20 protein-coding genes are annotated in these 25,716 nt (G+C 61.6%); 12 read left to right on the top strand and 8 right to left on the bottom strand.

The features are described from left to right. Position 1: 1 nt before the first annotated feature. From C6Y62_RS10990 to mnhG, 4 genes are read left to right on the top strand one after another with little or no spacing between them, the layout of a single operon-like run. Entirely contained in the window at positions 2-1,714 is a 1,713-nt protein-coding gene (locus C6Y62_RS10990) for a monovalent cation/H+ antiporter subunit D (protein WP_173953940.1), read from the top strand. After that, positions 1,711-2,208 carry a Na+/H+ antiporter subunit E gene (locus C6Y62_RS10985; protein ID WP_173953939.1) on the top strand — a complete coding sequence of 166 codons (498 nt, stop codon included), beginning with the start codon at positions 1,711-1,713 and terminating at the stop codon, positions 2,206-2,208. The genes C6Y62_RS10990 and C6Y62_RS10985 overlap by 4 nt, the downstream gene beginning before the upstream one ends. Beyond that, the gene (locus C6Y62_RS10980; protein ID WP_173954027.1) at positions 2,208-2,489 is read left to right on the top strand and encodes a K+/H+ antiporter subunit F; all 282 of its coding nucleotides are present in this window, start codon (positions 2,208-2,210) and stop codon (positions 2,487-2,489) included. The genes C6Y62_RS10985 and C6Y62_RS10980 overlap by 1 nt, the downstream gene beginning before the upstream one ends. Then, a complete protein-coding gene (gene mnhG / locus C6Y62_RS10975) occupies positions 2,486-2,893 on the top strand; it encodes a monovalent cation/H(+) antiporter subunit G (protein WP_420844154.1) in 408 nt (135 codons plus the stop codon). Before C6Y62_RS10980 ends, mnhG begins: the two co-directional genes overlap by 4 nt. A gap of 318 nt (positions 2,894-3,211) precedes the next feature. Here the strand turns inward: mnhG and C6Y62_RS10970 are convergent, their stop codons facing one another. Then, positions 3,212-5,422, bottom strand: a complete 2,211-nt coding sequence (locus C6Y62_RS10970; protein WP_173953938.1) for a Tex family protein — start codon at positions 5,420-5,422, stop codon at positions 3,212-3,214. Positions 5,423-5,622: 200 nt separating this feature from the next. On the opposite strand from C6Y62_RS10970, the gene hrpB reads away from it, so the two are divergent. The 7 genes from hrpB to nadE all read left to right on the top strand — a co-directional run bounded on the left by hrpB (position 5,623) and on the right by nadE (position 16,239). Next, positions 5,623-8,106 (top strand): ATP-dependent helicase HrpB, encoded by a 2,484-nt coding sequence (gene hrpB / locus C6Y62_RS10965; protein WP_173953937.1) that lies wholly within the window; start codon positions 5,623-5,625, stop codon positions 8,104-8,106. Between the two features lie 377 nt (positions 8,107-8,483). Beyond that, entirely contained in the window at positions 8,484-9,665 is a 1,182-nt protein-coding gene (locus C6Y62_RS10960; protein ID WP_173953936.1) for an SH3 domain-containing protein, read from the top strand. 484 nt (positions 9,666-10,149) lie between these two features. Beyond that, positions 10,150-11,265 carry a hypothetical protein gene (locus C6Y62_RS10955; RefSeq protein ID WP_173953935.1) on the top strand — a complete coding sequence of 372 codons (1,116 nt, stop codon included), beginning with the start codon at positions 10,150-10,152 and terminating at the stop codon, positions 11,263-11,265. A gap of 26 nt (positions 11,266-11,291) precedes the next feature. Then, positions 11,292-13,307, top strand: a complete 2,016-nt coding sequence (gene asnB / locus C6Y62_RS10950) for an asparagine synthase (glutamine-hydrolyzing) (RefSeq protein ID WP_173953934.1) — start codon at positions 11,292-11,294, stop codon at positions 13,305-13,307. 22 nt (positions 13,308-13,329) lie between these two features. Next, entirely contained in the window at positions 13,330-13,605 is a 276-nt protein-coding gene (locus tag C6Y62_RS10945; RefSeq protein ID WP_173953933.1) for an acyl carrier protein, read from the top strand. A gap of 53 nt (positions 13,606-13,658) precedes the next feature. Continuing rightward, complete coding sequence (locus C6Y62_RS10940) at positions 13,659-15,221, top strand: class I adenylate-forming enzyme family protein (protein ID WP_173953932.1); 1,563 nt, start codon at positions 13,659-13,661, stop codon at positions 15,219-15,221. Continuing rightward, on the top strand, positions 15,208-16,239 hold the full coding sequence (gene nadE, locus C6Y62_RS10935) for an NAD(+) synthase (RefSeq protein WP_173953931.1): 1,032 nt from the start codon (positions 15,208-15,210) through the stop codon (positions 16,237-16,239). The genes C6Y62_RS10940 and nadE overlap by 14 nt, the downstream gene beginning before the upstream one ends. Before the next feature lie 111 nt (positions 16,240-16,350). On the opposite strand, the gene glk is transcribed toward nadE, so the two are convergent. From glk to C6Y62_RS10910, 5 genes are all read right to left on the bottom strand, one after another. Beyond that, positions 16,351-17,325: a glucokinase gene (gene glk / locus C6Y62_RS10930; protein WP_173953930.1), complete on the bottom strand. Its 975-nt coding sequence runs from the start codon at positions 17,323-17,325 to the stop codon at positions 16,351-16,353. Positions 17,326-17,429: 104 nt separating this feature from the next. Further along, positions 17,430-18,278 (bottom strand): hypothetical protein, encoded by an 849-nt coding sequence (locus C6Y62_RS10925; RefSeq protein WP_173953929.1) that lies wholly within the window; start codon positions 18,276-18,278, stop codon positions 17,430-17,432. A 249-nt stretch (positions 18,279-18,527) separates the two neighbouring features. Then, complete coding sequence (locus C6Y62_RS10920; RefSeq protein WP_173953928.1) at positions 18,528-19,454, bottom strand: hypothetical protein; 927 nt, start codon at positions 19,452-19,454, stop codon at positions 18,528-18,530. Between the two features lie 299 nt (positions 19,455-19,753). Next, positions 19,754-21,901 (bottom strand): molybdopterin-containing oxidoreductase family protein, encoded by a 2,148-nt coding sequence (locus tag C6Y62_RS10915; RefSeq protein ID WP_173953927.1) that lies wholly within the window; start codon positions 21,899-21,901, stop codon positions 19,754-19,756. 231 nt (positions 21,902-22,132) lie between these two features. Next, a complete protein-coding gene (locus C6Y62_RS10910; RefSeq protein WP_173953926.1) occupies positions 22,133-23,191 on the bottom strand; it encodes a lysine-2,3-aminomutase-like protein in 1,059 nt (352 codons plus the stop codon). Positions 23,192-23,429: 238 nt separating this feature from the next. Between C6Y62_RS10910 and C6Y62_RS10905 the strand changes: the two genes are divergently transcribed. Next, positions 23,430-24,188 (top strand): outer membrane protein, encoded by a 759-nt coding sequence (locus C6Y62_RS10905; protein ID WP_173953925.1) that lies wholly within the window; start codon positions 23,430-23,432, stop codon positions 24,186-24,188. A 94-nt stretch (positions 24,189-24,282) separates the two neighbouring features. Here the strand turns inward: C6Y62_RS10905 and C6Y62_RS10900 are convergent, their stop codons facing one another. Together C6Y62_RS10900 and C6Y62_RS10895 are read right to left on the bottom strand one after the other, a co-directional pair. Beyond that, positions 24,283-25,032 carry a glucose 1-dehydrogenase gene (locus C6Y62_RS10900; RefSeq protein WP_173953924.1) on the bottom strand — a complete coding sequence of 250 codons (750 nt, stop codon included), beginning with the start codon at positions 25,030-25,032 and terminating at the stop codon, positions 24,283-24,285. 258 nt (positions 25,033-25,290) lie between these two features. Continuing rightward, positions 25,291-25,707 carry an ArsR/SmtB family transcription factor gene (locus C6Y62_RS10895; RefSeq protein WP_338074477.1) on the bottom strand — a complete coding sequence of 139 codons (417 nt, stop codon included), beginning with the start codon at positions 25,705-25,707 and terminating at the stop codon, positions 25,291-25,293. Positions 25,708-25,716: the final 9 nt, after the last annotated feature.

The raw sequence follows: 25,716 nt of genomic DNA, 5'->3' as shown, positions 1-25,716 counted from the left end.
CGTGACGCTGAATATCAATCATCTCGCGATCGCGCCGATCCTGCTGCCGCTCGCAACGGCGGCGATCATGGTTGCGCTGGGGGAACGGCGCAGAACCATCAAGGCCGTGCTTGGTGTCATCTCCACGATGATGACGCTCGGCATTGCGGTGTCGCTGCTGCTGTTCGCCGATAGCGCGCCAGCAGGCGAGCCGGCGGCGATCAGCGTTTATCTGGTCGGCAACTGGGCCGCGCCCTACGGCATCGTGCTGGTGGTCGATCGGCTTTCTTCGCTGATGCTGGTGCTGGCCAGTACGGTGGTGTTGGCGGGGCAGCTCTATTCAATTGCCCGCTGGCACAGCGCCGGCATGTTCTTCCATGCCTTGGTGCAGCTGCTGCTGATGGGCCTGAACGGCGCCTTCCTCACCGGCGATCTGTTCAATCTGTTCGTGTTCTTTGAGGTTATGCTGGCGGCGTCCTACGGCCTGGTGCTGCATGGATCGGGCGCGCCGCGCGTGAAGGCGGGTCTGCATTACATCGCAGTCAACCTTGCTGCATCGTCGCTGTTCCTGATCGGCGCCAGCCTCATTTATGGCGCTGCGGGCACGCTGAACATGGCCGATCTGGCGGCGCGGGTGCCGATCCTGCCGGATGATGAGCGCATGCTGATGGAGGCGGGCGCCGCCATTCTCGGCGTCGCGTTCCTGGTGAAGGCGGGCATGTGGCCGCTGTGCTTCTGGCTGCCATCGGCGTATGCGCTGGCGGTGCCACCGGTCGCAGCCATTTTCTCGATCATGACGAAGGTCGGCATCTATGTGATCCTACGCCTGTGGCCGATGGTGTTCGGCGTGGATGCGGGCGCTTCGGCGTTCTTTGGCGGCAACTGGCTGCTTGTGGGCGGCATCCTGACGGTGGCGTTCGGCGTCATCGGCCTGCTGGCGTCGCAGGATCTGCCGCGCATGGCCGCGTACAACGTGATCATTTCGTCCGGCACACTGCTGGCGGCAATTGCTGCGGGCAGTTCGGGCGTAACGGCCGGCGCGCTGTTCTATCTCATCAGTTCGACGCTGGCTGTCAGTGCGTTCTTCCTGCTGATCGATCTCATTGAGCGTGGACGTATTCCGGGCGCTGACGTGCTCGTCGTCACCATGGAAGCGCTGAGCGAGGAAGACGAGGAGGAACCGGACGCTGCCGATCCGGTTGGCATCGCCATTCCCGCGACGATGGCCATTCTCGGTATCGGCTTTGCCGCGTGCGCGCTGCTGCTGGCCGGACTGCCGCCGCTGACCGGCTTCGTTGCCAAGTTCCTTATGCTGCACGCAATGTTTCTGCCCGATGGCGTGGCGGTCGGTGCCCATGAGGTCAACGGCACGACGCCGACGCTCGGGGCATTGAGCTGGACGCTGATGGCTGTGCTGCTCATGTCCGGCTTCGCAGTCATGGTGGCGATGGCGCGCGCCGGCGTACGCGTGTTCTGGGTGCCGATGGAAAGCACGGTGCCAAAGGTGCGCTTTCTGGAAGTGGTGCCGATCGTTGCTCTGCTGCTGCTGTGTGCGACGCTGACGGTGCAGGCGGGGCCGGTGGCGCGCTTCATGGACGCGACGGCAAAGAGCATCCACGCGCCGGAAGGTTATGTGCGCGGTGTGCTGGATAAGCCTCGCAAACGGCCCGAGCAACCGGTGATTGACGGCCAGCCTGCCACAGCGCCCACTACTACGCAGGAGGTGAGCCCATGAGCGCAATAACCCGTCGGGTGCTGCCTTATCCGCTGCTGTCGGTGTTTTTGCTGATCATGTGGCTGCTGCTAAACCAGTCGCTTTCGCCCGGCCATCTGATCCTCGGCTCGATCATTGGCGTTGCTGGCGGTCTTGCAACTTCGTCGCTGCAGATTCCCTCCGGCCGGGTGCGCAACCTGCACCTGCTGGTACAGTTCGCGTTTATCGTGCTGTACGACATCATCCGTTCCAACATTGCGGTGTCGCGCATTGTGCTGACGCCGGGGCGGGTGGCGAAGTCGGGCTTCCTGACCGTCAAACTGGATATTCGCAACGAATATGCGCTTGCGATTCTGGCGTGCGTGGTGACTTCCACGCCCGGAACGGTGTGGGTAAATTTCGACAGCGCCAAGGGCGAGCTGTTGCTGCACGTGCTGGATCTCGTCGATGAGGACGAGTGGACGGATCTCATCAAGAACCGATACGAGCGACTGCTGAAGGAGATCTTCGAATGATGGCGCATTCGATTCTGATTTGGTCGGTCGCGACTGCCGAAATGATGATCGTGCTGGCCATGGCGTGCGCGGCGTATCGCATGCTGAAGGGGCCGCGGGCGCAGGATCGCGTGCTGGCGCTCGATGCGTTTTACGTGTGCGGCATGATCCTCATTCTCACGTTCGGCATCGAGACGTCGGACATCTTCTATTTTGAAGCGGTGCTGGTGATTGCGCTGGTGGGCTTTGTCGCCACGGCCGCGCTCGCCAAGTTCCTTATGCGCGGGGAGCCAATCGAATGATGGAGGTTTCTCCCACTCTGCCCGCCTGGGTGGCGATCGTTACGTCCATTCTTGTGCTGCTGGGCGCAGCATTGACGCTGATCGGAACCATCGGCCTGGTGCGGCTGAACAACTTCTATTCGCGCGTGCATCCGCCGACGTTGGGAACCACGCTGGGTATTGGCTGTGTGCTGCTGGCGTCGATGCTTTATTTTTCCGTGGTGAAGCAGCGACTGGTGGTGCACGAGGTGCTGATTGCCATCTTCGTCACCATAACGACGCCGGTTACGCTGATGCTGCTCGTCAGCGCTGCTTTGCGCCGCGACTGGGCTATCGGTGATCCTAGTGTGCCGGTGCCGCCCGGTCTGCCGGAGGAGGCTGAACGGCCGGAGCCTTTGCCCGAGTCGGATCAGCCGACGTCATAGCAGGCAGCTACGGCAACTTCTGCTTTGCTTCATGGAGCGCGGGGCGGGTAGGGCTTCGCCCCCGCCTGTCCGCCTGCCGTCATGGGCGTCGCGTGTCTGATGGCGACATTGTTGGCAGCATCGTAGTGCGATGTATGCAACTCGCATTGCTGAAACCGGCGGATTGACGCTTCGGACTGACAGCGCCCGAAGCGTCAAAGGAGTTTAGTGCTGGCCCTTTTCCTGCGCGCGCTTGAGCGCGGCGGCCAGCGCACTTTCACCACCTGACTGCGATGGCGATGACTGGCGCGGGATCGGCGCGCCACTGCCGCGCTGGGACTATGGCGGAGAAGCCTGCCGGTCATTTCGGCCGGATGCGGAACGGTCAACGGCACCGGAACGCATCGTCAGCGCGATACGCTTGCGGGCGACATCGACTTCCTTCACGCGCACCTTCACCACGTCGCCAGCCTTCACCACTTCGTGCGGATCTTTCACAAAACGGTCGGCCAGTTCGGAGACGTGCACCAGTCCGTCCTGATGGACGCCGATATCGACGAACGCGCCGAACGCGGCGACGTTAGTGACGACACCTTCAAGCTGCATGCCGGGTTCCAGGTCGCCGATGGTTTCGACGCCATCCTGGAACGTGGCGGTCTTGAACTCAGGGCGCGGGTCGCGACCGGGCTTTTCAAGCTCGGCCAGAATGTCGGTGATGGTGGGAATGCCGAACGCGTCATCGGCGAAATCGGCCGGTCGGACAGACTTCAGAAACGCACGATCGCCGATCATCGTCTTCAGCGGCCGCTTGGTTACGTCGGCGATTTTCTCGACCACGATGTAGGCTTCGGGGTGCACCGCAGAAGCATCGAGCGGGTTCTTGCCGTCCATGATGCGCAGGAAGCCGGCCGCCTGTTCGAACGCCTTGGCGCCAAGACGCGGCACCTTCTTCAGCGCCGTGCGAGTTTTGAACGCGCCGTTCTCGTCGCGGAAGGCAACAATGTTGGAAGCCAGCGTGCGGTTGAGACCGGACACGCGCGCCAGCAACGGCGCCGATGCGGTGTTCACGTCAACGCCGACCGAGTTCACGCAGTCCTCAACAACTGCATCGAGCGAGCGCGCGAGGCCGGATTGATCGACGTCGTGCTGATACTGGCCGACGCCGATGGCCTTGGGCTCGATCTTGACTAGCTCCGCCAGCGGATCCTGCAGTCGGCGCGCGATGGAAACGGCGCCGCGCAGGCTGACGTCGAGATCGGGAAATTCGTTGGCCGCCAGTTCCGAGGCTGAATAGACCGACGCGCCCGCTTCCGACACGATCGCCTTGATGATCTTCAGGTCCGGCATCTTGCCGATCAGTTCGGCAACCAGTTTATCCGTCTCGCGGCTGCCGGTGCCGTTGCCGACGCTGATGATTTCAACGCGGTGCTTCTTGCACAGCATGGCCAGCGCTGCGAGCGAACCCTGCCAGTCGCGGCGCGGCTCGTGCGGATAGATTGTAGTGGTGTCGAGCAGCTTGCCGGTGGCATCGACCACGGCAACCTTGACGCCGGTGCGGATGCCCGGATCGAGCCCCATCGTCGTGCGCGGGCCAGCAGGCGCGGCCAGCAGAAGATCCTTCAGGTTGCGCGAGAACACCGTGATCGCTTCGGCGTCGGCGCGCTCTTTCAGGCGCGAAAGCAGGCCCGACTGCAGCGATACGGAAAGTTTATCGTTCCACGCGCGGCGCACCGTTTCGCCCAGCCAGGCATCGGCGGGGCGGCCGCGCTCGGCGATGCCGAACGTGCTCTTGATGCGCCCTTCCGCCGGATGCGGCTTGTCCTTCTCGTGCGCGATGTCGAGTTCCAGATCGAGCACGCCTTCATTTGCGCCGCGCAGCATGGCAAGCGCGCGGTGGGATGGCATATCCTGAATGCGCTGTCCGAACGCGAAGTAGTCGGCGAACTTCTCGCCCTCGCCAGATTTGCCCTTGCGCACGGCGGACTTCAACTCGCCTTCGCCCCACATCCATTCGCGCAGGGTGCCGACAACTTCCGGCTTTTCCGCAATGCGTTCGATGAGAATGTGCCGCGCGCCTTCCAGCGCGGTGTCGGCATCGGCAAAGCCACCTTCGGCGTTGATGTACTTGGCCGCTTCGGCAACCGGATCGAGATTCGGGTTTGCCAGCAGCGCGTCGCTCAGCGGTTCAAGGCCGGCTTCGCGCGCAATCTGCGCACGGGTGCGCCGCTTGGGCTTGTAAGGCGCATAAAGATCTTCAAGCTCGATCTTGGTGCTGACGCCGTCGATCTGGCGCGCGAGTTCCGGTGTGAGCTTGCCAAGGCCTTCGATGGTTTTCAGCACCGTGCCGCGCCGGTCTTCCAGTTCGCGCAGATAGCCCAGCCGTTCTTCCAGCTTGCGGAGCTGCGTGTCGTCGAGGCCGCCGGTCTTTTCCTTGCGGTAACGCGCGATGAACGGGACGGTGGCGCCCTCATTCAGCAGCTCCACTGCGGCCAGCACCTGATTGGCGCCCACGTTCAGCTCGGCGGCGATGCGTTTGTTGATTTTGTCCATGCTGCGCTCCTTGGGAACGGGCCTCATGCAATGCTTGGGGCAGGGTGGTCAAGTGCGCGCAAATGGTATGTGGATTGCGGCGCCGGCAAGCGACTTTTCGCTCAATAGTGGCATTTATAGGGGGAGGTTGAGCCCCACAGGCCAGAGAATCGTGACTCATAGGCAGTTGCGCCCGGCCTGTCATTCTCCGATACAGCGCCATGGAATTCGCTGCAGCCCTGCCCATCGATACGGTTTTAGGAGAATTGCGCGCTGCGCTGGTGGCGCGCAACGCTGCCGTGCTGATTGCGCCGCCGGGTGCGGGCAAGACCACGCGCGTGCCGCTGGCGCTGATGGACGAAGCCTGGCTTGCGGGGCGCAAAATTCTCGTGCTGGAGCCACGCCGCATTGCCGCGCGCGGCGCCGCCGAACGCATGGCGCACACGTTGGGTGAAGCCGTGGGGCAGCGCGTTGGCCTGCGCACGCGTCTGATGACAAAGGTTAGCGCGCAGACGCGCATAGAGGTTGTCACCGAAGGCATCTTCACGCGCATGATTCTCGATGATCCGGAATTGCATGGCGTTGGCGCGGTGCTGTTCGACGAGTTTCACGAACGCTCGCTGGATGCCGATCTGGGCTTAGCGCTGGCGCTCGATTGTCAGAGCGCGCTGCGCGAGGATCTGCGCATAGTGCCGATGTCGGCAACTCTGGATGGCGGCCGCGTGGCGCAGATGCTGGGCGATGCGCCGGCAATCGTCAGCGAGGGCCGCGCCTATCCCGTCGAGACGCGCTATGTCGGGCGCGATGCCAATGTGCGCATGGAAGATCGCATGACTGATGCGGTGTTGCGCGCATTGCGCGAGGAGCGCGGATCGATACTGGCTTTTCTGCCGGGGCAGGGCGAGATCCGCCGCGTTGAGGAGCGTTTGCGCGAACGCATCACCGACGCGTCGGTGATACTTGCGCCGCTCTATGGTGCGATGGACGTGCGGGCGCAGGATCTGGCGCTGGAACCGGCCGCTGACGGAACGCGCAAGGTGGTGCTGGCGACGTCGATTGCGGAAACGTCGATCACCATTGAGGGCGTGCGCATCGTTATCGACAGCGGATTGGCGCGCGTGCCGCGCTTTGAACCTGACGTTGGCGTGACGCGGCTTGAAACCGTGCGCACATCACGCGCGTCGGCGGATCAGCGGCGCGGGCGTGCTGGGCGCACCGAACCGGGCGTCTGCTATCGCCTGTGGGATGAGGCTCAAACGCAGAGCCTGCCCGCATTTGCGGAGCCCGAAATTCGTTCGGCGGATCTGGCTTCACTGCTGCTGGATTGCGCCGAGTGGGGTGCAAACGATCCGCGCGCGCTGCGATGGCTGGACACACCTTCGCAAGCGGCAATCGATGCCGCGCGTGAAGAGTTGCAGGCGTTGGCCGCGCTTGATGGCGAAGGGCGGATAACGCCGGGCGGGCGCGCATTGCGATCGCTGCCGCTGCCGCCACGACTGGCGCGGATGATCATTGCTGCGGCGGAGCAGGACTGTGCGCAGGACGCGGCCGACATCGCTGCCGTTATGGTTGAGCGCGGCCTTGGCGGTAACGACGTCGATCTCGACATCCGGCTGGAGAACTTTCGCCGCGATCGTGGACGGCGCGCAACCGACATGCGCAAGCTTGCGGCGGGTTGGGCGCGCGCGGCGGAAAAGCGCAGCGGTGCGCAGGGCGGCGAAAATTCAACCGAGAACCTGTCAACCGCGCGGCTGCTGGCGCTGGCGTATCCGGACCGACTGGGCAAGGCGCGCGGGGCACGAGGGCAGTTTCTGCTCGCCAACGGCAGAGGCGCGGTGATGGACGCGCTGCATCCGCTGGCGCGTTCCGGCTTCATCGTGGCGGCCGAGCTTTCCGGTGCCGCCGCTGCGACACGTATTCTGCTTTGCGCCGGCGCGAATGAAGCGGACGTTCTGGCGTCGGCTGAAGGGCGTGTGCATGAGGCTGTGGAAGTCGATTTTGATCCGGCGTCGTCGGCATTGCGCGCGCGCCATGTGCGTCGTCTCGATGCGATCGTGCTGGCCAGCGAACCGCGTGCGATTGAACACGGAGCGGACACAGCCCGCGCTTTTGCCGAGGCGCTTGGCAGATACGGCATCGAGCGCCTGCCGTGGAGCAAGCCGCAGCAGCAACTGCGCGAGCGGTTGGCGTTTCTGCGTTCAACCGGCGATGACAGCTGGCCCGATCTGAGCACCGATACGCTGGCCGCGCGCGTGGCGGATTGGCTGGCGCCGTTTCTCAATGGCAAGTCGCGGCTGGCGGATATCGGCGCTGATGATCTCGGCTCGGCGCTCGATGCGTTGCTGCCGTGGAACGTGCGGCGCCGGATTGACGACGAAGCGCCGACGCATTTCGAGGCGCCCACCGGCAACCGCCATGCCATCGACTATGGCGCTGCGGGTGGACCGGCGCTGCATATCCGGGTGCAGGAGCTGTTCGGGTTGAAGCAACACCCGGCGCTGGCCAACGGCAAGCTGCCGTTGACGCTGCATCTCCTTTCGCCCGCGCACCGGCCCATTCAGATCACGCGCGACCTGCCGGGCTTCTGGCGTGGTTCGTGGGCGGCGGTGAAGGCGGAGATGAAAGGGCGTTACCCGCGCCACCCCTGGCCCGACGATCCGGCATCGGCGTTGCCGACGGCGCGCGCCAAGCCGCGCGGCACTTAGCAACCTGTTCTGTGCGGGGCGTCGGCAGGCTCTGAAATCCTCCGCCCGGTCCGGCTGGCCGTCAGTTCGGCGTAGCGTTGCCTCGAAATGCTCCAGCAACCCGATGCCGCCGGGCAGATTGCCACCACTTCTTAAGCCTTCGGAGCGATTCTGTTTGGTGGTCCGTGGCTGCCTCCCGGCGGCGCGACTGGCAGGCGTTTGATGTATCCGGTGCCCTTGCATCGGCAACAATGCGCACTTCGGCACGCGATTTGAAAAAGCGGCCATAGTGGGGCGCAAGCGTCTGGTCTGGGGCGAAAAATCCGGTGCTTGCAACCGGGTTCTCGCCACTTTCTGAGACCATGAAGGGGCTCCGGGCGGAGCGGGTAGGGGTAGTGATGTTGCGTTTGGTTACTGTTGTCGGTTTGCTGGCAGGTGTGAGCGCCGCGATGGCTGCTCCGGTGCGCATGTCCGGCGAAGAGATCAAGCGAGCCATGCCCGGCGCGCTGCTGGAAATTGACACGCCTTTGCGCATGACCATTCCGGTCAAGGTCGGCACGAACGGCCTGATGTCCGCTGAAGCGGGCGCACTGGGGCTGACGCTCGGTGCCACCAAGGATCGCGGCCGCTGGTGGACCGAAGGCGACAAGCTTTGCATGAAGTGGTTCCGCTGGTTCGACGCCAAGCCCCGCTGCATGGCTCTGCGCCGTGAAGGCAATCGCGTGCACTGGTCGGAAGCCAGCGGCGAAAGCGGCACGGCTACGATCACCGAAGCCAAGCCCGTGGTTGCCGCCGTGACGGCCAAGCCAAAGCAAGCCCCGGCACGTCCCGTCGCTCAGGTGGCGGAAAAGCAGCCGATTGCACCGCCGCAGCAGACCGCTGCCGCACCGGCACCGCAGCCTGAACCCAAGCAGCCTGCTCCGACGACGATTGCCGCTGGCGATGCGAACAACCAGGAAGAGACTGTCGTCGCATCGACTGATGTTCCGGCTGCGCGCAATGGATATGAACCTGTCGATCTGGCAGTCCCGCCGCGCTTCACCACCGCCGCGCTGGGCGAATGGCTGAAGTCGGCTTTGACACCGAAGGAGCCCGAGCCCTATCGCCTCGGCCTGGGCGCCGAAGCAAGTGCATCAGATGCCGTTGAAGGATCGCCGGAGATGCCGCAGATCCTCAACTCTGAGGCTGCACAGCAGAACGCCGCCCGGCAAAGGGTGGCGTCGGCGGCTAATGTCACAAGACCCTATGACGACATCGCTGATACGGAATCTGAACCAGCCGCCGCACCAGAAGTGCGCAGGCAGCAGCCGGCTACAGATACGCGGCAGGCCAGCAACCGCCGTCTGGCATCGTTCCGCGTATCCAACGTCCAGATTGGCGATCGCCTGAACGTGCGCACGGGGCCATCCGAATATCATCCGCGCATTGGCGCCATCGGCCCGGATGGACGCGGCGTCCGCATCGTCGGCGCATGCCGTAACCTTTGGTGTCCGGTGCAATACGGCCGCCTGAAGGGCTGGGTTAACCGCTATTACCTCGCCGAGGAGCGGCCGACACAGGGCGCCTGGAACAATCCCTGACCGGGACGCCCAATTCAATTTTGAAACAGCGTTGAGTGGATGACGGGCGGCCGCGAACTTGGCGTGGGCGCCCGCATATTATCGCGCCACGATATAATGCCGCGTCCCGGCTGAAGGGCCTGCGGCGTTGCTGCCGCAGTTGGGAAATGTTCCTGCGGAAAACCGCCGGTCGAATTTACGATTCCCTAACGGTGCTTTCACAATCCGTTCCATTTGAGCCAAACGGGCCGTTTGGTCTCAATTAGTCCAGTCGCTGACTAAATCCAGAATTATCAATGTAAATCAGTTTGTTGCGACCACATTGATGTCAATTCGTCCGATGGAAGCGGTTAACGGACGTATTCAAATTATCAACACTCTGGGCGCACCGTCCGGTCCTTCGAGAGGGGCCGCTTTGTCTGTGTCGCGCTGACCGACGGTTGGTCCGGGCTATGCAGGGCTAGGCGTGGAACTGCTGTCGCAGTCCGCGTGCAGAGGTAGTTAAGTGAGTTACACATCAGGCAAACAGGAAGCGATCCGACCGTGCCGTCGCGACGATGTCGACGCACTGGCGGGGCTGTTTGCGCGTTCGTTCCGTGACGGCAAAGGCAGCGGCAGCACAGAGCTGCGGCGCTATTTCGAAGATGTGGTTTTCACGGGCGTGGGTGCCGGTGAAGAACCACGTTCGCGCGTGTTCACCGATAACACCGGCGAGGTTCGCGGCTTCATAGGCATCTGGTCGCGACAGATGCAACTCAACGGACGCCCCATCAGCGCAGCGGTGGCTGGGTCGATGATGGTCGATCAGCCAGAGTTGCACCCAACCGCTGGCGCACGTCTGTTGCGCAGTTTTCTATCCGGTCCGCAGGATCTTTCATTCAGCGAAACCGCCAACGGCATCTCGCAGCGCATGTGGCAGAAGGTGGGTGGCTCGCAGTTGTCTGCCGGCAGCCTCGACTGGTTGCGCGTTGTGCGCCCTGCGGGAACCGCGGTTGCGGCGGCACAGCATGTGTTCCGACCGGCTGGGCTCATGCGGCCGTTTGCATCGGGTTTCGATATGCTGCTGCAGCGGCTGGATCGTAATCCGCTTGCATTGCCCGCCGCGCAGGATGGCGTGCACGATGTCGAAGCAACGGCGGCGGACATTGAAAGCCTGATCCCGGAGCTGAGCCGCACCTATACGCTCTATCCCGACTGGCACACCCCTTCGCTGTCAATGCTGTTGACCCATGCGGAAGCAAAAGAACGCTATGGCGTGTTGCAGCGTCGTATCGTTCTCGACCGCAGCGGCAAGCCGGTCGGTTGCTACCTGTTTTATGCGCGCCGCGGTCAGATCGCGCGCGTTCTGCAGGTGTTGGCATTGCCCGAACACGTCGGCACCGCGCTTGATGCGCTGTTCCGCCGTGCGCAGGAGCTGGGATGCGTCGCCATCCGTGGCCGTGCGGACGACGTCCTGCTCGATGCGCTGGTTGCACGTCGCTGTGTGTTGTTCCACGGCGCATCGACATTGGTGCATGCCCGCGACAAGGAATTGCTGCGGGAGGTACGTAGTGGACCGGCGCTGCTGACGGGGCTCGCGGGTGAGTCCTGGACTCGTTTGGTCGGCGGCGAGTTCGCGTAACGCTTCAGGCGTCTGGGAGAGTAACGATGTGCGGCATTGCCGGCTTTTATCGTTTGCCGATTGCGCCTGACCGCAAGCGCGGTCAGCTGCAGCGCATGATCCGCACGCTCGCCCATCGCGGGCCGGACGGCGATGGCGTTTATGTCGACGGCGATGCCGGGCTGGCCCATGCGCGTCTCAGCATCGTCGATGTCGACGGTGGCCGTCAGCCGATGAGCAACGAAGACGGCACGGTTTGGGTTTCGTTCAACGGTGAAATTTTCAACTACGTCGAACTGCGCGAGGGCTTGATCGCGCGCGGGCACGTTTTCAAAACAACGTCCGACACCGAAGTGATCGTGCATCTGTATGAAGAGCGCGGGCCTGACTGTGTCGAGATGTTCAACGGCGACTTTGCATTCGCCATCTGGGATAGCAAACGCCAACGCATGGTGCTGGCGCGCGATCGCGCTGGTGTACGGCCGCTTTACTATACGGAAAGCGCCGGCGGCATCGCATTCGCGTCCGAGGTCAAGGCGCTGTTGACGCTGCCTGGCGTCAGAGCTGAGCTTGATCCGATCGCACTCGATCAGATGTTTACGTTCTGGTTTCCGCTCGCGCCGCGCACACCATTCAAGAATATCAGCGAGCTGCCGCCGGGCCACGTGATGATCGTCAATCACGATGGTGCGCGGACGCATCAATACTGGCGCTTCGACTATCCCGATGCGGCGGACGACCGACCGGTATCAGCAAAGGAAGAAGCGCGCCTGACGGAAGAAGTGCGCGCGCTGCTGCTGGACGCGGTGCGTATTCGGTTGCGGGCTGACGTTCCGGTCGGCGCGTATCTCAGCGGCGGGCTGGATTCATCGATCACCACCGCTGCGATACGTACATTCACCCCCGACACGTTGCGTTCGTTCTCGGTTGCGTTTGCCAACGCAGAGTTCGACGAGAGCGCCTTTCAGCAGGAGATGGTTGCGGCGCTCGATCTCAACCACGCGGTGACGGTGTGCCAGGAAAACGATATCGCGGCGGTGATGGGCGATGTCATCCGGCATACCGAGCGCCCGCTGATGCGTACAGCGCCGGCGCCGATGTACATGCTGTCGCGACTGGTGCACGAAAACGGCATCAAGGTTGTGATGACGGGCGAGGGCGCTGACGAAGTGTTCGCCGGTTATGATGTGTTCAAGGAAGCCAAGGTGCGCCGCTTCTGTGCCGCGCAGCCGGGATCGCGTTTGCGGCCGCTGCTTCTGCGTCGCCTTTATCCTTATATGCCGCGCATGAATGCGCAGTCGCAGCGCTATCTGGAAGCGTTTTTCGGCAACCATCAGGACAGCATCAGCGATCCGCTCTATTCGCATCTGCCGCGCTTCCGCTCCAGCCAGGGCGCGAAGGCGTTTTTCTCGGCGGAGCTGCGGGATGAACTTGGCGACTACGACGCGTTGGATGATCTGCGCGAGCGGTTGCCGGCTGAATTCCAGCGCTGGCATCCGCTTTCACAAGCGCAGTATCTGGAAAGTGCGTACCTGTTGCCGGGCTACATTCTGTCATCGCAGGGCGATCGGGTCGCTATGGCGAACGCGGTTGAAGGACGCTTTCCGTTCCTCGATCATCGCCTGATGGAATTTGCAGCGCGCATCCCGCCGCGCCTGAAGCTGAAGGGACTGCGTGAAAAGCACATCCTGCGTGAAAGCGTTGCTGATCTTCTGCCGGCGGATATCGCGCGGCGTCCCAAGCAGCCCTATCGCGCACCGGAAAGTCGCGCGTTCGTCGGCACCGCGGCGGGAGCAGAGATGCTGACGCGTATGAGCCGCTCCAGCATTGCGGATGCGGGGTATTTCGACGGCGCGCTCGTTGATCGGCTGGTCAATAAGTGCACGCGATTTGCATCGACAGGCTTCAGGGACAACCTGGCTTTTGTCGGTGTGCTGTCGACGCAGGTTTGGCACGAGACCTTTGTGCAGCAGGCATCTGCGGGCATTGGCACGCCGCTTGCTTCGTCCCAGCCAGTTAACTCTGATGGCAACGGCCGCGCGCCGGTTGCCGTCAATTCGTAATGTACGGGTGAGTATCAAGACCATGTCAAACGCACTCAAAACGTCGATCCGCGAATTCGTAGAAGCGAGCTTTCTTTTTCGCGAAGGTCGAAACGGTCTGACCAACGAAGAATCGCTGCTCGCCGCCGGGCTCATCGACTCTACCGGCATCCTGGAGCTCGTGGAGCATCTTGAAACCAACTTCGGCATCACCGTCGAGGATGACGAGATCGTTCCGGAAAACCTCGATTCCATCGATCTGATTGCGGCATATGTAGCTCGCAAGCAGGGCGCCAAGATTACCGGCATTGCGGTTTGAGCCGACGCAAACGCACGTTCTGAAATACGGTCAACTGGTGGTGGGGTACGGCGATGCGCTTTGAATCGTTTCTGCGTGCAAGTGCGATGCGCTTTCCCGATAAGACGGCGCTCGTTGCCGGCAATCGGCGCCTGACCTACAGCCAGCTCGACGATATCTCTGACGAGCTGGCGCAGGGGTTGATCCATCGCGGCGTCGAAAGGGGCGATCGTGTTGTCCTGTTTCTGGACAACAGCGTTGAAGCGGTTGTTTCAATTTTTGCCGTTTTGAAGGCCGGTGCTGTCTTCAGTCCGGTTAATCCTTCGACCAAGACCGATAAGCTCAGCTACATCCTGAATAACTGCCGTGCGAAGGCGATCATTGCCCAGCAGAAGACGGCATCTGTTGCGGCGGATGCTATTGCAGCGGCGCCATCGGTAGCGTTCAGTGTGATCGCCGATGGTGAATCGGTGCCGGCCGGGTTTGGCGCGTTGCATTGGAATGATGTGCTCGCAGTACCAGAGTTTTCGCTGCTGCAGAGCGCACCGGGCATCAATGTCGATCTGGCGATGTTGATCTATACGTCGGGCTCGACGGGGTTCCCGAAGGGCGTGATGATGACACATCAGAATGTCGTCGCAGCCGCCACATCCATCACGACGTACCTTGAGAACACGGCCGACGACATCATTCTCAACGTGCTGCCGGTTGCGTTCGATTACGGATTGTATCAGGTGCTGATGGCCATCAAGGTCGGCGCCACGCTGGTACTTGAAAAGTCATTTGCGTTCCCGCAAGTCATTCTGAAGCGCTGTGAAGAGGAGCGCGTGACGGGCCTGCCACTCGTTCCGACGATGGCGGCAATTCTCGTAGGGCAGCGCAACCTTGCACCGGGTGCGTTGCCACATCTGCGCTACATCACCAATACCGCTGCGGCGTTGCCGCCGACGCACATTGAAAAGCTGCAGGCGCTGTTTCCACACGTGGCGCTGTATTCGATGTATGGCCTGACGGAATGCAAACGCTGCACGTGGCTGCCGCCGACCGAGCTTAAGAACCGCATCTCGTCTGTCGGCGTCGCCATTCCCGGCACGGAAGCTTATGTCGTCGATGATGAGGGCCGGCGCGTCGGGCCGGATGTCGTCGGCGAGCTGGTGATCCGTGGCGCGCACGTGATGAAGGGATATTGGGAAAATCCGGAAGCAACCGCCAAGGCGCTGCGTCCGGGGCCATATCCGTGGGAGCACGTGCTTTACACCGGCGATCTGTTCCGCACCGACAGCGACGGCTTCCTCTATTTTGTCGGTCGCAAGGACGACATCATCAAATCGCGCGGCGAGAAAGTTCCGCCGAAGGAAGTTGAGAACGTCATTTATGCGCTGCCGGGCGTCGCCGAAGTTGCCGTCATCGGCGTGCCGGATGCAGTGCTGGGCAGCGCTATCAAGGCGGTTGTTGCACTGGAGCCCGATACGGACATCGGCGCGCAGGACGTCATCCGCCACTGCGCGCGCTTTCTTGAAGATTACATGGTTCCCAAACTTGTAGAATTCCGGCCGTCGCTGCCAAAGACGGACTCGGGAAAGATCAGCCGTCGCCTCGTCAGTGAGGCCGAGAGAGGGCAGAATGCAGCGCTCTGATATTTCGTCTGTGGTCGATCGTGAGTTCTCGCGTGAGACGTTGCAGCTTGATGCTGCGGTGGCTGTGCGCGCGATCACGCAGGGCATTTCCAACCAGGTGCTGCGTCGCTTGCGCCGTCGCGGTGCTGTGATCGGCCTTTCCGGCGGCATCGATTCAAGCGTGACTGCAGCGCTGTGCGCCGCTGCTCTCGGGCCTCAGAACGTGATGGCCGTGCTGATGCCGGAGAAGGATTCTGATCCCGACAGCCTGCGTCTCGGCCGTCTGGTTGCGGAGACCTATGGCATTGGCCATGTGGTTGAGGATATCGCGCCGACGCTTTCGGCCGCGGGCTGCTATCTGCGCCGCGATGGCGCCATCCGCGAGCTATTTCCGGATTTCGGTTCCGATTGGAGCTGCAAGGTTGTTCTGTCGAACGTGCTGCATGGCAACCGTTATAGCCTGACCAAGCTTGTGGTTGAAACGCCAGCCGGTGAGCGCCGCGAGGCGCGGATGCCGATCGGCGTTTATCAGGCGGTGGTGGCAGCGACCAACATGAAGCAGCGCATCCGCAAGCAGCTTGAATACTACCACGCCGACCGGTTGAACTATGCCGTGGCCGGTACGCCGAACCGGCTGGAGTACGATCAGGGCTTCTTCGTGAAGAACGGCGATGGCGCTGCCGACTTCAAGCCGATCGCGCATCTCTACAAGTCGCAGGTTTATCAGCTTGCTGAAGAACTTGGCATCCCGGCTGAAATCCGCCAGCGTCCGCCGACGACTGACACCTGGTCGATGGCGCAGACACAGGAAGAATTCTATTTTGCGCTACCCTACGAGCAGATGGATCTGTGCCTTTATGGGCTGGAGCACGCGCTAACCGCTGAAGCCGTCGCGCAGGCAACGGGCTTGACGGAGGAGCAGGTTACGCTGGTGTGGCAGGACATCGAGGCGAAGCGCAAGGCCACGCGCTATCTGCATGAGCCGCCGCTGTTGATTGATGAGGACGAAGCCGATCGCAGTTTTGGACAAGTGGCCTGAAGCTGAATAAGGCGCAGTGACGTCGCCGCGGCTAGGTTGATCGGCAGACGATATAATCAAGCGCTTTGAATACGTGAATGCCGCGCTGCTCCGGTTGCGCGGCATTTTCGTTTACAATCCGGTGCGAGGCGCGCGCATCAGGGCGGCAGCGCCGATCAGCGCTGCGTCATGGCGTGTGATGACATAGGTTGGAATTGCCGCCAGATAGTCGCTGAAGCGACCCTTCGATTCAAAGCGCTGGCGAAACGGCGATGCTGCGAAGTGGCTGCCCAGCCGAGGCACAATTCCGCCCGCGATATAGATGCCGCCGCGGCAGCCGATTGTCAGCGCGACATCGCCCGCAACAGTACCCAACATTGCGCAGAACATGGCGATCGCTTCGGCTGCGCGTGCATCGGAGTTGGCGAGAGCGGACTCGCAGATGGCGGCAGGTGTCAGTTGAGCCTCACCCAGCCCATCGATGACGCACAGTGATGCATAGATGTTGGTGATGCCCGGCCCGGACAGCAGCCGCTCGGCCGAGACGTGCCCGAAACGAGCGCGCAGAATATCCAGCACGGCAGCTTCGCGACTGTCACCTGCGGCCATGGTCACGTGGCCGCCTTCACCCGGCAACGCGATGTAGCGCTCGCCCGACCATACGCACGCGCTGACACCGAGGCCGGAGCCGGGGCCGAGCACTGCCATGGGAGCATAGGTTGCTGGATTGCCGCCGCCGATCTGCAAGACATCTTCATTCTGCAGATAGGGTAGCGCCAGCGCGTTGGCGTGAAAGTCGTTGATGACGTGTAAGTCGCCGATGCCGGTGCGCTGCGCCAGATGCACGATTGAAAACGACCAGGGGTTATTGGTGAAACGAACCTGATCGCCGTCGGGTGTTGTCGCCACTGCCAGAACGGCGCGTCTCGGTGCAGGCGCGCGCACGTCGGTGAGATAGGCTGCAATCGCCGCATCGAGGTTACAGTGATTGCTGCACAGGAAGCTTGCGAAATGCGACAGCTTTCCATCGGCGTCAGCTAATGCAAAACGCGCATTCGTGGCGCCGATGTCGCCGACCAGATGTCGTCCGCTCAGGTGCGATGTCATGCAGAGCAATGTGGGCGATCAAAGCGCGATCGGCAACTTTCTCGGCGAAAAATGCGTCGACGACATAACCACCTTGCGAATGGAGCGTCAGCGACGGAGCGGCTCTAGATGGGCGCGCCGCAGCGGAAGACACCATGGTCGACAGTGTCGTCATACGGTGTCAAATCTTCCAGCATCGATCCGGCCGGGCAGAGACAATTGGGTGCGCCAGACAACACGATGGCGTGGTACGAACTATCGACTGAGCAGTAGGTGGGACCCGCAGGCGCAGGCGTTGATTGCGCCTTCACGATCTTCGGGAACACAGGCAGATACGCTTCCGGATCGTCTTGGCGGTTGCGATCGATCAGCGACTTGTTGTTGTCGCCGCTGAGATAAATCTTCAGGCCGCCTGTGATGCTTGCATAATCGCTGCGGCCGAAGTCGCTGCGTGCAAACAGCGAAACCGGCACATCGGTTCCCGATAGAAGATATTCGGCGCCCGCCGAACCAAGGCTCATCTCGCTGACATAGCGATAGCCTGCCGAAACCTTGAAATTGTCGGTGATGTAGTAGGCCGCATCGACGTGGCCGAAAAAGTTTCCATCGTCTTTGTTGAGTACGGCCAGACCATCGGAAAGCCGCGGAAAATCGATGTATTCGTAACCGGCAAGGCCGGACAGCGTGAAGCGCTGGAGATACAATTCGGCTTCGCCGGCAACGCGCCAGATGCCGATGGAATCCCAGGTGTGATAGCTGCCGAACACGCCTAGCAGATAGCTGGATGGATCGCGGGTAAAGAGGTGAAGCCCGCCGCCGCCCATGATCTGGCCGTCGATGGAACCAACCGCGCCATCGGCCTGCAAGCCGAACGTATGGCCAAGCGGTAATGAGAGACTGCCGGTGGCGATGCCTGCGCCGCTGTCGTCAACCGAGCCACCTTCAACGCTGACTTTTCCGTTTGGTCCAGACACGGCGGATAAGTCATTTGCGGATGCGGCTACTGCAATCGAGCTACCCACGAGGAGAGCCAACAGGACAGGCTTCGCCATTGCCAGCATGGTCATATTCCCGTTCTATTTTTTTGACGGGAATTCGACACCAGCGCCCGCGACATTCCATCAACAGTTAAAAGTTAATGGAGTGAATCGCGTTTAGATCCCAACACTTTTTACATAGCCGGATTAAGTGGCAAATGTACGTCGGCTGACGATATCGCCAATTTAGACCGGATTTCCGCACGTATAGAAGCCGCCCAATGCTGGAATGAATTGCGGCTGCTGGCCGGAGAGTGGCGTGCCGGAAGGGCACGTACAGCTGAAGTTCGACGCAACCTTATAATCAGGGCTTGGACCGACAACACATTGGTTGGATCCTTGCTGCTTTGCCGTCTGTGTAACCACCTTCGGAAACACCGGCACATAAATTTCAGGATCGTCGCGGCGGTTGCGGTCGATCAGCGATTTGTTGCGGTCGTCGCTGAGATAGATCTTCACACCGCCGGTGATGCTGTTGAAGTCGCTGTTGCCAAAATCTCCGCGGGCGAACAGCGACACGGGCACACCGTGATCGCGCAGCAGGTATTCAGCACCCGCTGCACCGAGGCTGGTCTCGGCAACGTAGCGATAGCCGCCATAGATCTTGAAATCATCGTTGATGTAATAGGCAACGTCGCCGATGCCGAAGAAGCTTTTTTCGTCCTGCGTCAGCACCGGCAAGCCGCTCGCCAGCGAAGGCATGTCGATGTTCTCATATCCGGCCAGCGCGGAAACTGTGAATCGCCCGAGGTAAAGTTCGGCTTCGGCAGCGATGCGCCAGATGTCGATGGAATCCCAAGTGTGATAGCTGCCATACACGCCGAGCAGATAGCTGGACGGATCTCGCGTGAACAGATGCACGCCGCCGCCACCCAAAACGTCACCATCGACGTTGCCGACCGCGCCGTCAAACTGCACGCCAAGATTATGTCCGAGGGGGAGCGAAAAGCTGCCGAGCGCCAGGCCGGCGGCTTCATCATCGAATGTGCCGCCTTCCACACTGAGTTTGCCGTTTGGACCGGAAACAGCCGGTAATTCGCCGGCTGTCGCCGCTCCGGGCAACAACAGAGCACACAGCAGAACACTTGCTAAAACCGTTGGTTTTAACAGCATGGAGGATCTCCGCGTGTTGGCGGGTTCAAATGTTAGATGTCAGAAATACGAAACATAATCGCAGGCAAACTGCATAGAGACGCCAAGCCCGCTGCAATGACACCGATTGAGTGGTGATAATCAGACGACGGCATTCACAATTGTTAATTCTAGAGATTCGCGACGTCGCGCAATTGGCATCGTGAGATGGAGGCGTGCCGCCACCGTGGCCGATGACGGTTTTGGCGCCGGGTGTGGCAACAAAAATAGGGGGCGGCGGATGCCGCGCCCCTTTGTTGGATGAGCGAGAAGCCAGAACATCAATTGACGCGTGTGACCTCGACGAGATTGTCGGAATAGGTCGGCGCGCGGCCAATGCCCGACCATGCGTCAGACGATATCGAATTGACCGAACCGTCGGAGCGGTTGCGCGAACGCCAGTAGCCGAGCGTGGCGACAACGATGCCGGGGTTCACGTCGTCCGTTACGCGGGCAACGCCTTCGAAATTGCCGCGCGCATTGGAAACCCGTACCGGATCGCCCTCGCGAATGTTGCGCGCGTTCGCATCCAGCGGCGAAATCAGCACATACTGCTCGCCCTGAATGCGCACCTTGTGCGGTTCGTTCGCATAGCAGGAGTTGAGGAACGCGTGGCTCTTGGGCGAGATGATGTTGAGCGGATACTGCCGCGCCAGTTCAGGACTGGTTTGTGGTGATTCGCGATTGGGAACGTAGCCCGGTAGCGGGTCCAGCAGGTCGCCGTCCTGTTCGCCCTCGTACATGGCGCGGAACGGCGGAGCGACAAAATTGCGGGCGTCGTTCAGCAGCATCTCGACTTTGCCGGATGGCGTCGGGAAGTTGCCTTCAGCGTGGGGCAGGCGGTTGTCGGCGGTGCCGACATTGACGCGGAAATAGCCGTGCGTGCGGAAGTGCTCCATGTCGATGCCGCTCATGCGCGGATCGTCCCACAGCAGATAGGCTTCGCACAGTTCACTGTCGGTCATCTGGAAGATGGGATCGTCAAACTCCATCTCCTTTGCCAGCAGGCGCCACATCTCGCTGGTGGGTTTGCACTCGCCCGGTGGCTCAACGGCCTTCTGGTTATAGGTGAGATAGAAGTGCCCCCACGACCACATCATGTCTTCCGCTTCGGCCGCCATGGCCGCTGGCAGAATGATGTCGGCGTACTTCGCCGTGTCGGTGATGAAGTGCTCGGCGACGACCGTGAAAAGATCTTCGCGCTGCAATCCGGCGCAGATCTTGTTTGTCTCGGGAGCCTGACTGACCGGATTGGTGCAGAACACGAACAGGCTTTTGATTGGCGGATCGAGGTGCATCTCGCCGGTTAATGCTTGCCCCAGCCGCAGGTTGTTGACCACGCGTGTGCCGGGCTTGATCCAGTCCGGCCGTGCGGCCTTGGCCCAGTCGACCGGGAACTCCCACAGCGGCAATTGCAGCACACCGCCGCCGACATGGCGCCACGCACCGGCTAGCGCAGGCAGGCAGTAGATGGCGCGCGAAGCCTGTGCGCCGCCGGCGGAGCGCTCGATAGCAACCCCGATACGGATCGCAGCCGGCTGCGAGGTCGCGTATTCGCGCGCAAATTTCATAATGTCGGCGGCCTTCACGCCGGTGATTGCCTGCACATATTCCGGCGTGAATTCCCTGGCGCGCTCCTTCAGCTCGGGGAAGCCCACCGTGTAATTGTCGACGTACTCCTGATCGACGAGACCCTGCTCGATCATGGAATTGATGATGCCCATTGCCAGTGCGCCATCGGTGCCCGGACGCGGACAGATATGCCAATCGGCGCCCTTGGCGGTGCGCGAGCGGAACGCATCTATGACAACAACCTTCGCGCCGCGTTTGCGCGCTTCTAGCACGAACGGCCAGTGATGCAGGTTGGTGGAAATGGTGTTGCACGCCCAGATGACGATATACTTCGCGTGCACGAAGCTTTCCGGATCGACGCCGCCGGTGGGGCCATTCGTCAGCAGCCAAGCCGACGATGAACCCGATGTGCAGAAGGTCTTTTCGTTGACGGTCGAGCCGAGGCGATTGAAGAACGGATCGCCGGAGTTGATGCCCTGCACCAGCCCCATGTTGCCGAGATAGCTGTAGGGCATGATCGCCTGGGCGCCGTGCTCATCGATGATCGCGCGCCAGCGCTGGCCAATCTCTGAGATCGCTTCGTCCCAGGTGATGCGCTCGAAATTGTTGCCGCCGTTGGGGCCGGAACCCTTGGGCCCGACGCGGCGCAGCGGATACATCAGCCGTTCCGGGTTGGCGTGGTGATCGTGGAAGTCCTTTAGCTTCACGCACAGGGTGCCGCGCGTGATGGGATGATCCTTGTTGCCGCGCACGTTGACGAGTTTACCGTCCTCAACCTCGTAGTGCATCGAGCAGGTATCGGGGCAGTCGTGGGGGCAGGCACCGAAATAGGTTTCCTGCTTTGCCTGATCGTCCATTGTGCGCCTCCCCAGCGACGTCTTTTGTTATTGCACTCAGCGGCAGCAATAGGATGGCTCTATCGCGCCATAGAGGGCGTCATGCGGCACTTTGGCATCGATGCTGACGTCGATCAAGCGGGGGCCGGGAAGCGCACCCAGATGCGTTGGACGCGTTGTTGCGCGCAACGGTTAGGTCACCCAAATGCAGGTCGAATTCAGATTGGCTCGCCGCGCGATCGCGAATCGGGCTCAGCGCGTACTGCTGCCGGGGTAGGCATGCGTTTCGCCGCGAGGGTCGCTGACGCACAGGCTGTCGCCGTCGCGATGAACGTAGTTCGGGCCGATGGGAACCTTGCCGTGTGCGCCGGGAATATCCAGCACGTAGGTCGGCATCGCGAGCCCGGAGATACGGGAGCGGAGCGCCTGCATCAGCGCCTGCCCCTCTTCGATGGACGTGCGCAAATGTGCTGTGCCGGGCGCAAGGTCGCCGTGGTGCAGGTAATAGGGCTTGATGCGATTTTCGACGAAGGCGCGCATCAATGCTGCCAGCGTTTCGACGTTGTCGTTCACGCCGCGCAACAGCACCGTCTGGCTGACCATGGCGACGCCGCTGTCGATCATGCGTGAGCATGCGTTGCGGGCCGCATCGGTCAACTCGCGCGGGTGATTGGCGTGCAGCGCGACGTATACCGTTTTGCGCGGCGCCTTCAGCGCTTTGACCATTGCGTCGGTCACGCGCTCGGGTGCAACCACGGGCACGCGCGAATGCCAGCGAATGATTTTCACATGGTCGATAGCGTCAAGCGCAGCCGTCACTTCCGCAATGCGGCGCGGCGACAGAATGAGCGGATCGCCACCGGTGAGAATGACCTCCCAGATCTGCGGCGTTGCGCGGATGTAATCGAGCGCCGCCTGCAGTTCATGTTCGCCGAGCGTGTTGCTTTTGCCGGGGCCGACCATCTCACGCCGGAAGCAGAAGCGGCAATAGACCGGGCACACATGCACCAGCTTCAGCAGCACGCGATCGGGGTAACGGTGAACGATGCCCGGCACGGGGCTTTTCAGTGTGTCACCGATGGGATCGGCATTCTCTTCGGGCAGGATGTCTAATTCGCGCGGATCGGGAATGAACTGACGCGCAATCGGATCGTCAGGGTTCGAAGTATCGATCAGTGCCGCCATCGCAGGCGTAACGGCAACCGCATACCGGCTGCCGACCGGCGCCAGTTCGTCAGCACGCCGCGCCGGGATCAGGCCGGCATCGGCCAGATCGTCGGTGGAGGTTAGCGTTCTGCGAAATGCCGTCATGCTTTGCCTGTGCCTTCAACAGAAAACGCTGCGGTTGCCGCCTCCGAAAATGGCCCCGGATGGCCCGCGTGATGAATGCGCCACGGCGCAAAAAGTTTGCTGCGGCCGTTGTTGATAGCGGGGAAACGCCTGAACAACCACACTACAGGACGCCGCTTTTCGCGTACGGATGAGGCCAACCAGTGCATGCGTCCCGTCAGTTGAAGTCACTCCGTAGTGGGTTGTTGAGGAGGCGTTTATGCGTCGTCATTTGTTTGCCGCGTGCGTTGCGTTTGCAGGAATTTTCGGGGCCGCCGTTGAGGCTCAGGCCGGGGGAACACCGGGGGGCTTCGACTATTATCCGCCCGATCCCAAATCCTGGGCTGGATTGTACTTCGGCGCCCACATCGGCGGAACCTGGGGCAGCTCAACTGCCCGCGACGTCGGCGGAGCCACCATCCTTTACGACTCCTGGAGCTTTTCGCCTAGCGGCGTCGTGGCCGGTGCAACGCTTGGCTACAATTGGCAGACCGGGCCGGTGGTGTTCGGCGTTGAAGGCGATATCGGCTATCTCGGGCTCGCAGGCACGGGCGGATACTATCTGCCGTTTGCCTATGACGCTTCGACCACAACGGATTCCGACTTCTACATCAGCTTGCGCGGCCGCCTTGGCGTGGTCGCGAACGGCTGGCTCTGGTATGTGACCGGCGGCTACCTCGGTGCCGATACACAGGTGTCGGTGCTGGAAGCCTGCACGCTGTTCTGCGCATCGCCGGTGGTCAGTGCTTCATCAACGGGTTTCCGCAACGGCTGGACGCTGGGTGGTGGTCTGGAAACGATGCTGCAGGGCGGCTGGACGGCGAAGGTCGAATATCTCTATTACGACCTGGGCACCGTTTCGCTGACCACGCCTGCGGGGGGCGGCATCGGCGCCAACACATGGCATGTCGAGACCGACGGAAACCTAGTGCGGTTTGGTCTGAACTATCGCTTCAACTCGATCCAGTTCGGCTACTAAGCGCGCCATCAGGTCAAAACTTTCGCGCCTAGCGGGCAAGGCTTCTGGAGCAACCGGCGCACCACGCCGGTTGCTTTCGTATTGGGCGCATTTGCTATGATTGGCCGCCCGATGCGGTGATGATTTCGCCGGTGATCCAGCCGGCATCATCGGAGGCGAGGAACACCGCAACTTTTGCGATGTCGGTCGGCAGGCCAATCCGGCGCAAAGGCGTTTCCGCGATCACCTGCTGCTCGAACGGAGAGCCGATTACGCCCAAGGACTGCGCTCCTTCCGTCGAAACAAGGCCTGGATTGAGCGACACCACGCGGATGTTGCGCGGGCCGAGTTCCTGCGCGTAGGTGCGGGTGAGGGTGTCGAGCGCGCCCTTCGTGGCCGAATAGACGGACGAATTCGGCACGGGGCTGAACGCAACTACCGAACTCACGTTGATGATGACGCCGCCGCTGCTGGGAAAGTGCTTCACGGCCGCCTGTGTCGTCAGGATCGGCCCCAGCACGTTGATGCGGAAATGGCGCTCGAAGTGGGATTCCGTGATCTCTTCAAGGGGCTTGAAGTCAAAGACGCCGGCGTTGTTGATCAGGATGTCGACGCGGCCATAGGCCTGCTTCGCAGCATCGAACAACGCTGTGACGTCATTGCTCTTGGAGACGTCTCCGCCCACGGCGATGGCTTTGCCGCCTGCCGCAGTGATGTCCGCTACGACGCGGTCGGCACCCTCCCGGCTGGATGCGTAATTGACGACAACCGAGGCGCCCTCAGCCGCCAGTGCCCGCCCAACCTCTGCGCCAATGCCTTTGGAAGCACCGGTCACGACTGCTACTTTTTCGTCGAGTTTGCCCACGATTGTTCTCCACTTCGGTGGCCTGATGGCGTCGCTTCGACGATCATCTAAGTATCGAAGCATGCTGATCAAGGGGGGCGGATGGATTTTTGCGCTTAGGGGTGCGGGGCCGCATCGCGTACCAAGCCACGCTGCCGCAGACGCCTGGTCCGCGCTTGGTGTGCCCTCAGGCGCAGGCCCTTGCGCGGGGCGATGCTGGTTTTGGCAATGGTTTGCCTGAAACGGCGGCGGCCCTGTGTGGGGCGACCCGCAACCGCGTCAGATGCTGGCGAGCTTGGACAGATACGCGCGCAGCACGGCTCGGTTCACCGTCATGCTCATCGCCTTGCCGACGCGCGTGACGTCGATGAGGCCAGCGGTTTCCAGCTCCTTCAGATGATGGGAGATGGTGGCCGCGCTGATGTCGTGCTTTTGCGCCAGCGCGAGGCAGGGCAGGCCGTCCGTAGCTGCGCCGATCTGCTCCAGAATTTGATGGCGCCGCGGCTCGGCCAGGGCGCGGGCGATCAGCGCAACCTGCTTGTCGGTCAGTTCGACTTCGGGCTCAGTAGTCATGGATGGAATATGGCGCATCGCCTGCGCTTCTCCAACTCTAGAGCCTTTCAGCGTTTCATTGAATTGCGGATCGGCTCTAGCTGTTTGTTTTGTCGTGCTTCTTGTCGGAAAATCGGTTCCCACTTTTCCGGA

The organism is Hyphomicrobium sulfonivorans (assembly GCF_013306565.1).
Lineage (GTDB): Bacteria > Pseudomonadota > Alphaproteobacteria > Rhizobiales > Hyphomicrobiaceae > Hyphomicrobium_A > Hyphomicrobium_A sulfonivorans.
The sequence above is the reverse complement of the archived record's forward strand: the minus strand, read 5'-3'. Positions and strand labels throughout refer to the sequence as shown.

Coding starts and splice junctions, on each gene's coding strand:
- C6Y62_RS10985 (WP_173953939.1), top strand. CDS start 1,711: ATGAGCGCAATAACCCGTCGGGTGCTGCCTTATCCGCTGCTGTCGGTG.
- C6Y62_RS10980 (WP_173954027.1), top strand. CDS start 2,208: ATGGCGCATTCGATTCTGATTTGGTCGGTCGCGACTGCCGAAATGATG.
- mnhG (WP_420844154.1), top strand. CDS start 2,486: ATGATGGAGGTTTCTCCCACTCTGCCCGCCTGGGTGGCGATCGTTACG.
- C6Y62_RS10970 (WP_173953938.1), bottom strand. CDS start 5,422: ATGGACAAAATCAACAAACGCATCGCCGCCGAGCTGAACGTGGGCGCC.
- hrpB (WP_173953937.1), top strand. CDS start 5,623: ATGGAATTCGCTGCAGCCCTGCCCATCGATACGGTTTTAGGAGAATTG.
- C6Y62_RS10960 (WP_173953936.1), top strand. CDS start 8,484: ATGTTGCGTTTGGTTACTGTTGTCGGTTTGCTGGCAGGTGTGAGCGCC.
- asnB (WP_173953934.1), top strand. CDS start 11,292: ATGTGCGGCATTGCCGGCTTTTATCGTTTGCCGATTGCGCCTGACCGC.
- C6Y62_RS10945 (WP_173953933.1), top strand. CDS start 13,330: ATGTCAAACGCACTCAAAACGTCGATCCGCGAATTCGTAGAAGCGAGC.
- C6Y62_RS10940 (WP_173953932.1), top strand. CDS start 13,659: ATGCGCTTTGAATCGTTTCTGCGTGCAAGTGCGATGCGCTTTCCCGAT.
- nadE (WP_173953931.1), top strand. CDS start 15,208: ATGCAGCGCTCTGATATTTCGTCTGTGGTCGATCGTGAGTTCTCGCGT.
- glk (WP_173953930.1), bottom strand. CDS start 17,325: ATGACATCGCACCTGAGCGGACGACATCTGGTCGGCGACATCGGCGCC.
- C6Y62_RS10920 (WP_173953928.1), bottom strand. CDS start 19,454: ATGCTGTTAAAACCAACGGTTTTAGCAAGTGTTCTGCTGTGTGCTCTG.
- C6Y62_RS10915 (WP_173953927.1), bottom strand. CDS start 21,901: ATGGACGATCAGGCAAAGCAGGAAACCTATTTCGGTGCCTGCCCCCAC.
- C6Y62_RS10910 (WP_173953926.1), bottom strand. CDS start 23,191: ATGACGGCATTTCGCAGAACGCTAACCTCCACCGACGATCTGGCCGAT.
- C6Y62_RS10905 (WP_173953925.1), top strand. CDS start 23,430: ATGCGTCGTCATTTGTTTGCCGCGTGCGTTGCGTTTGCAGGAATTTTC.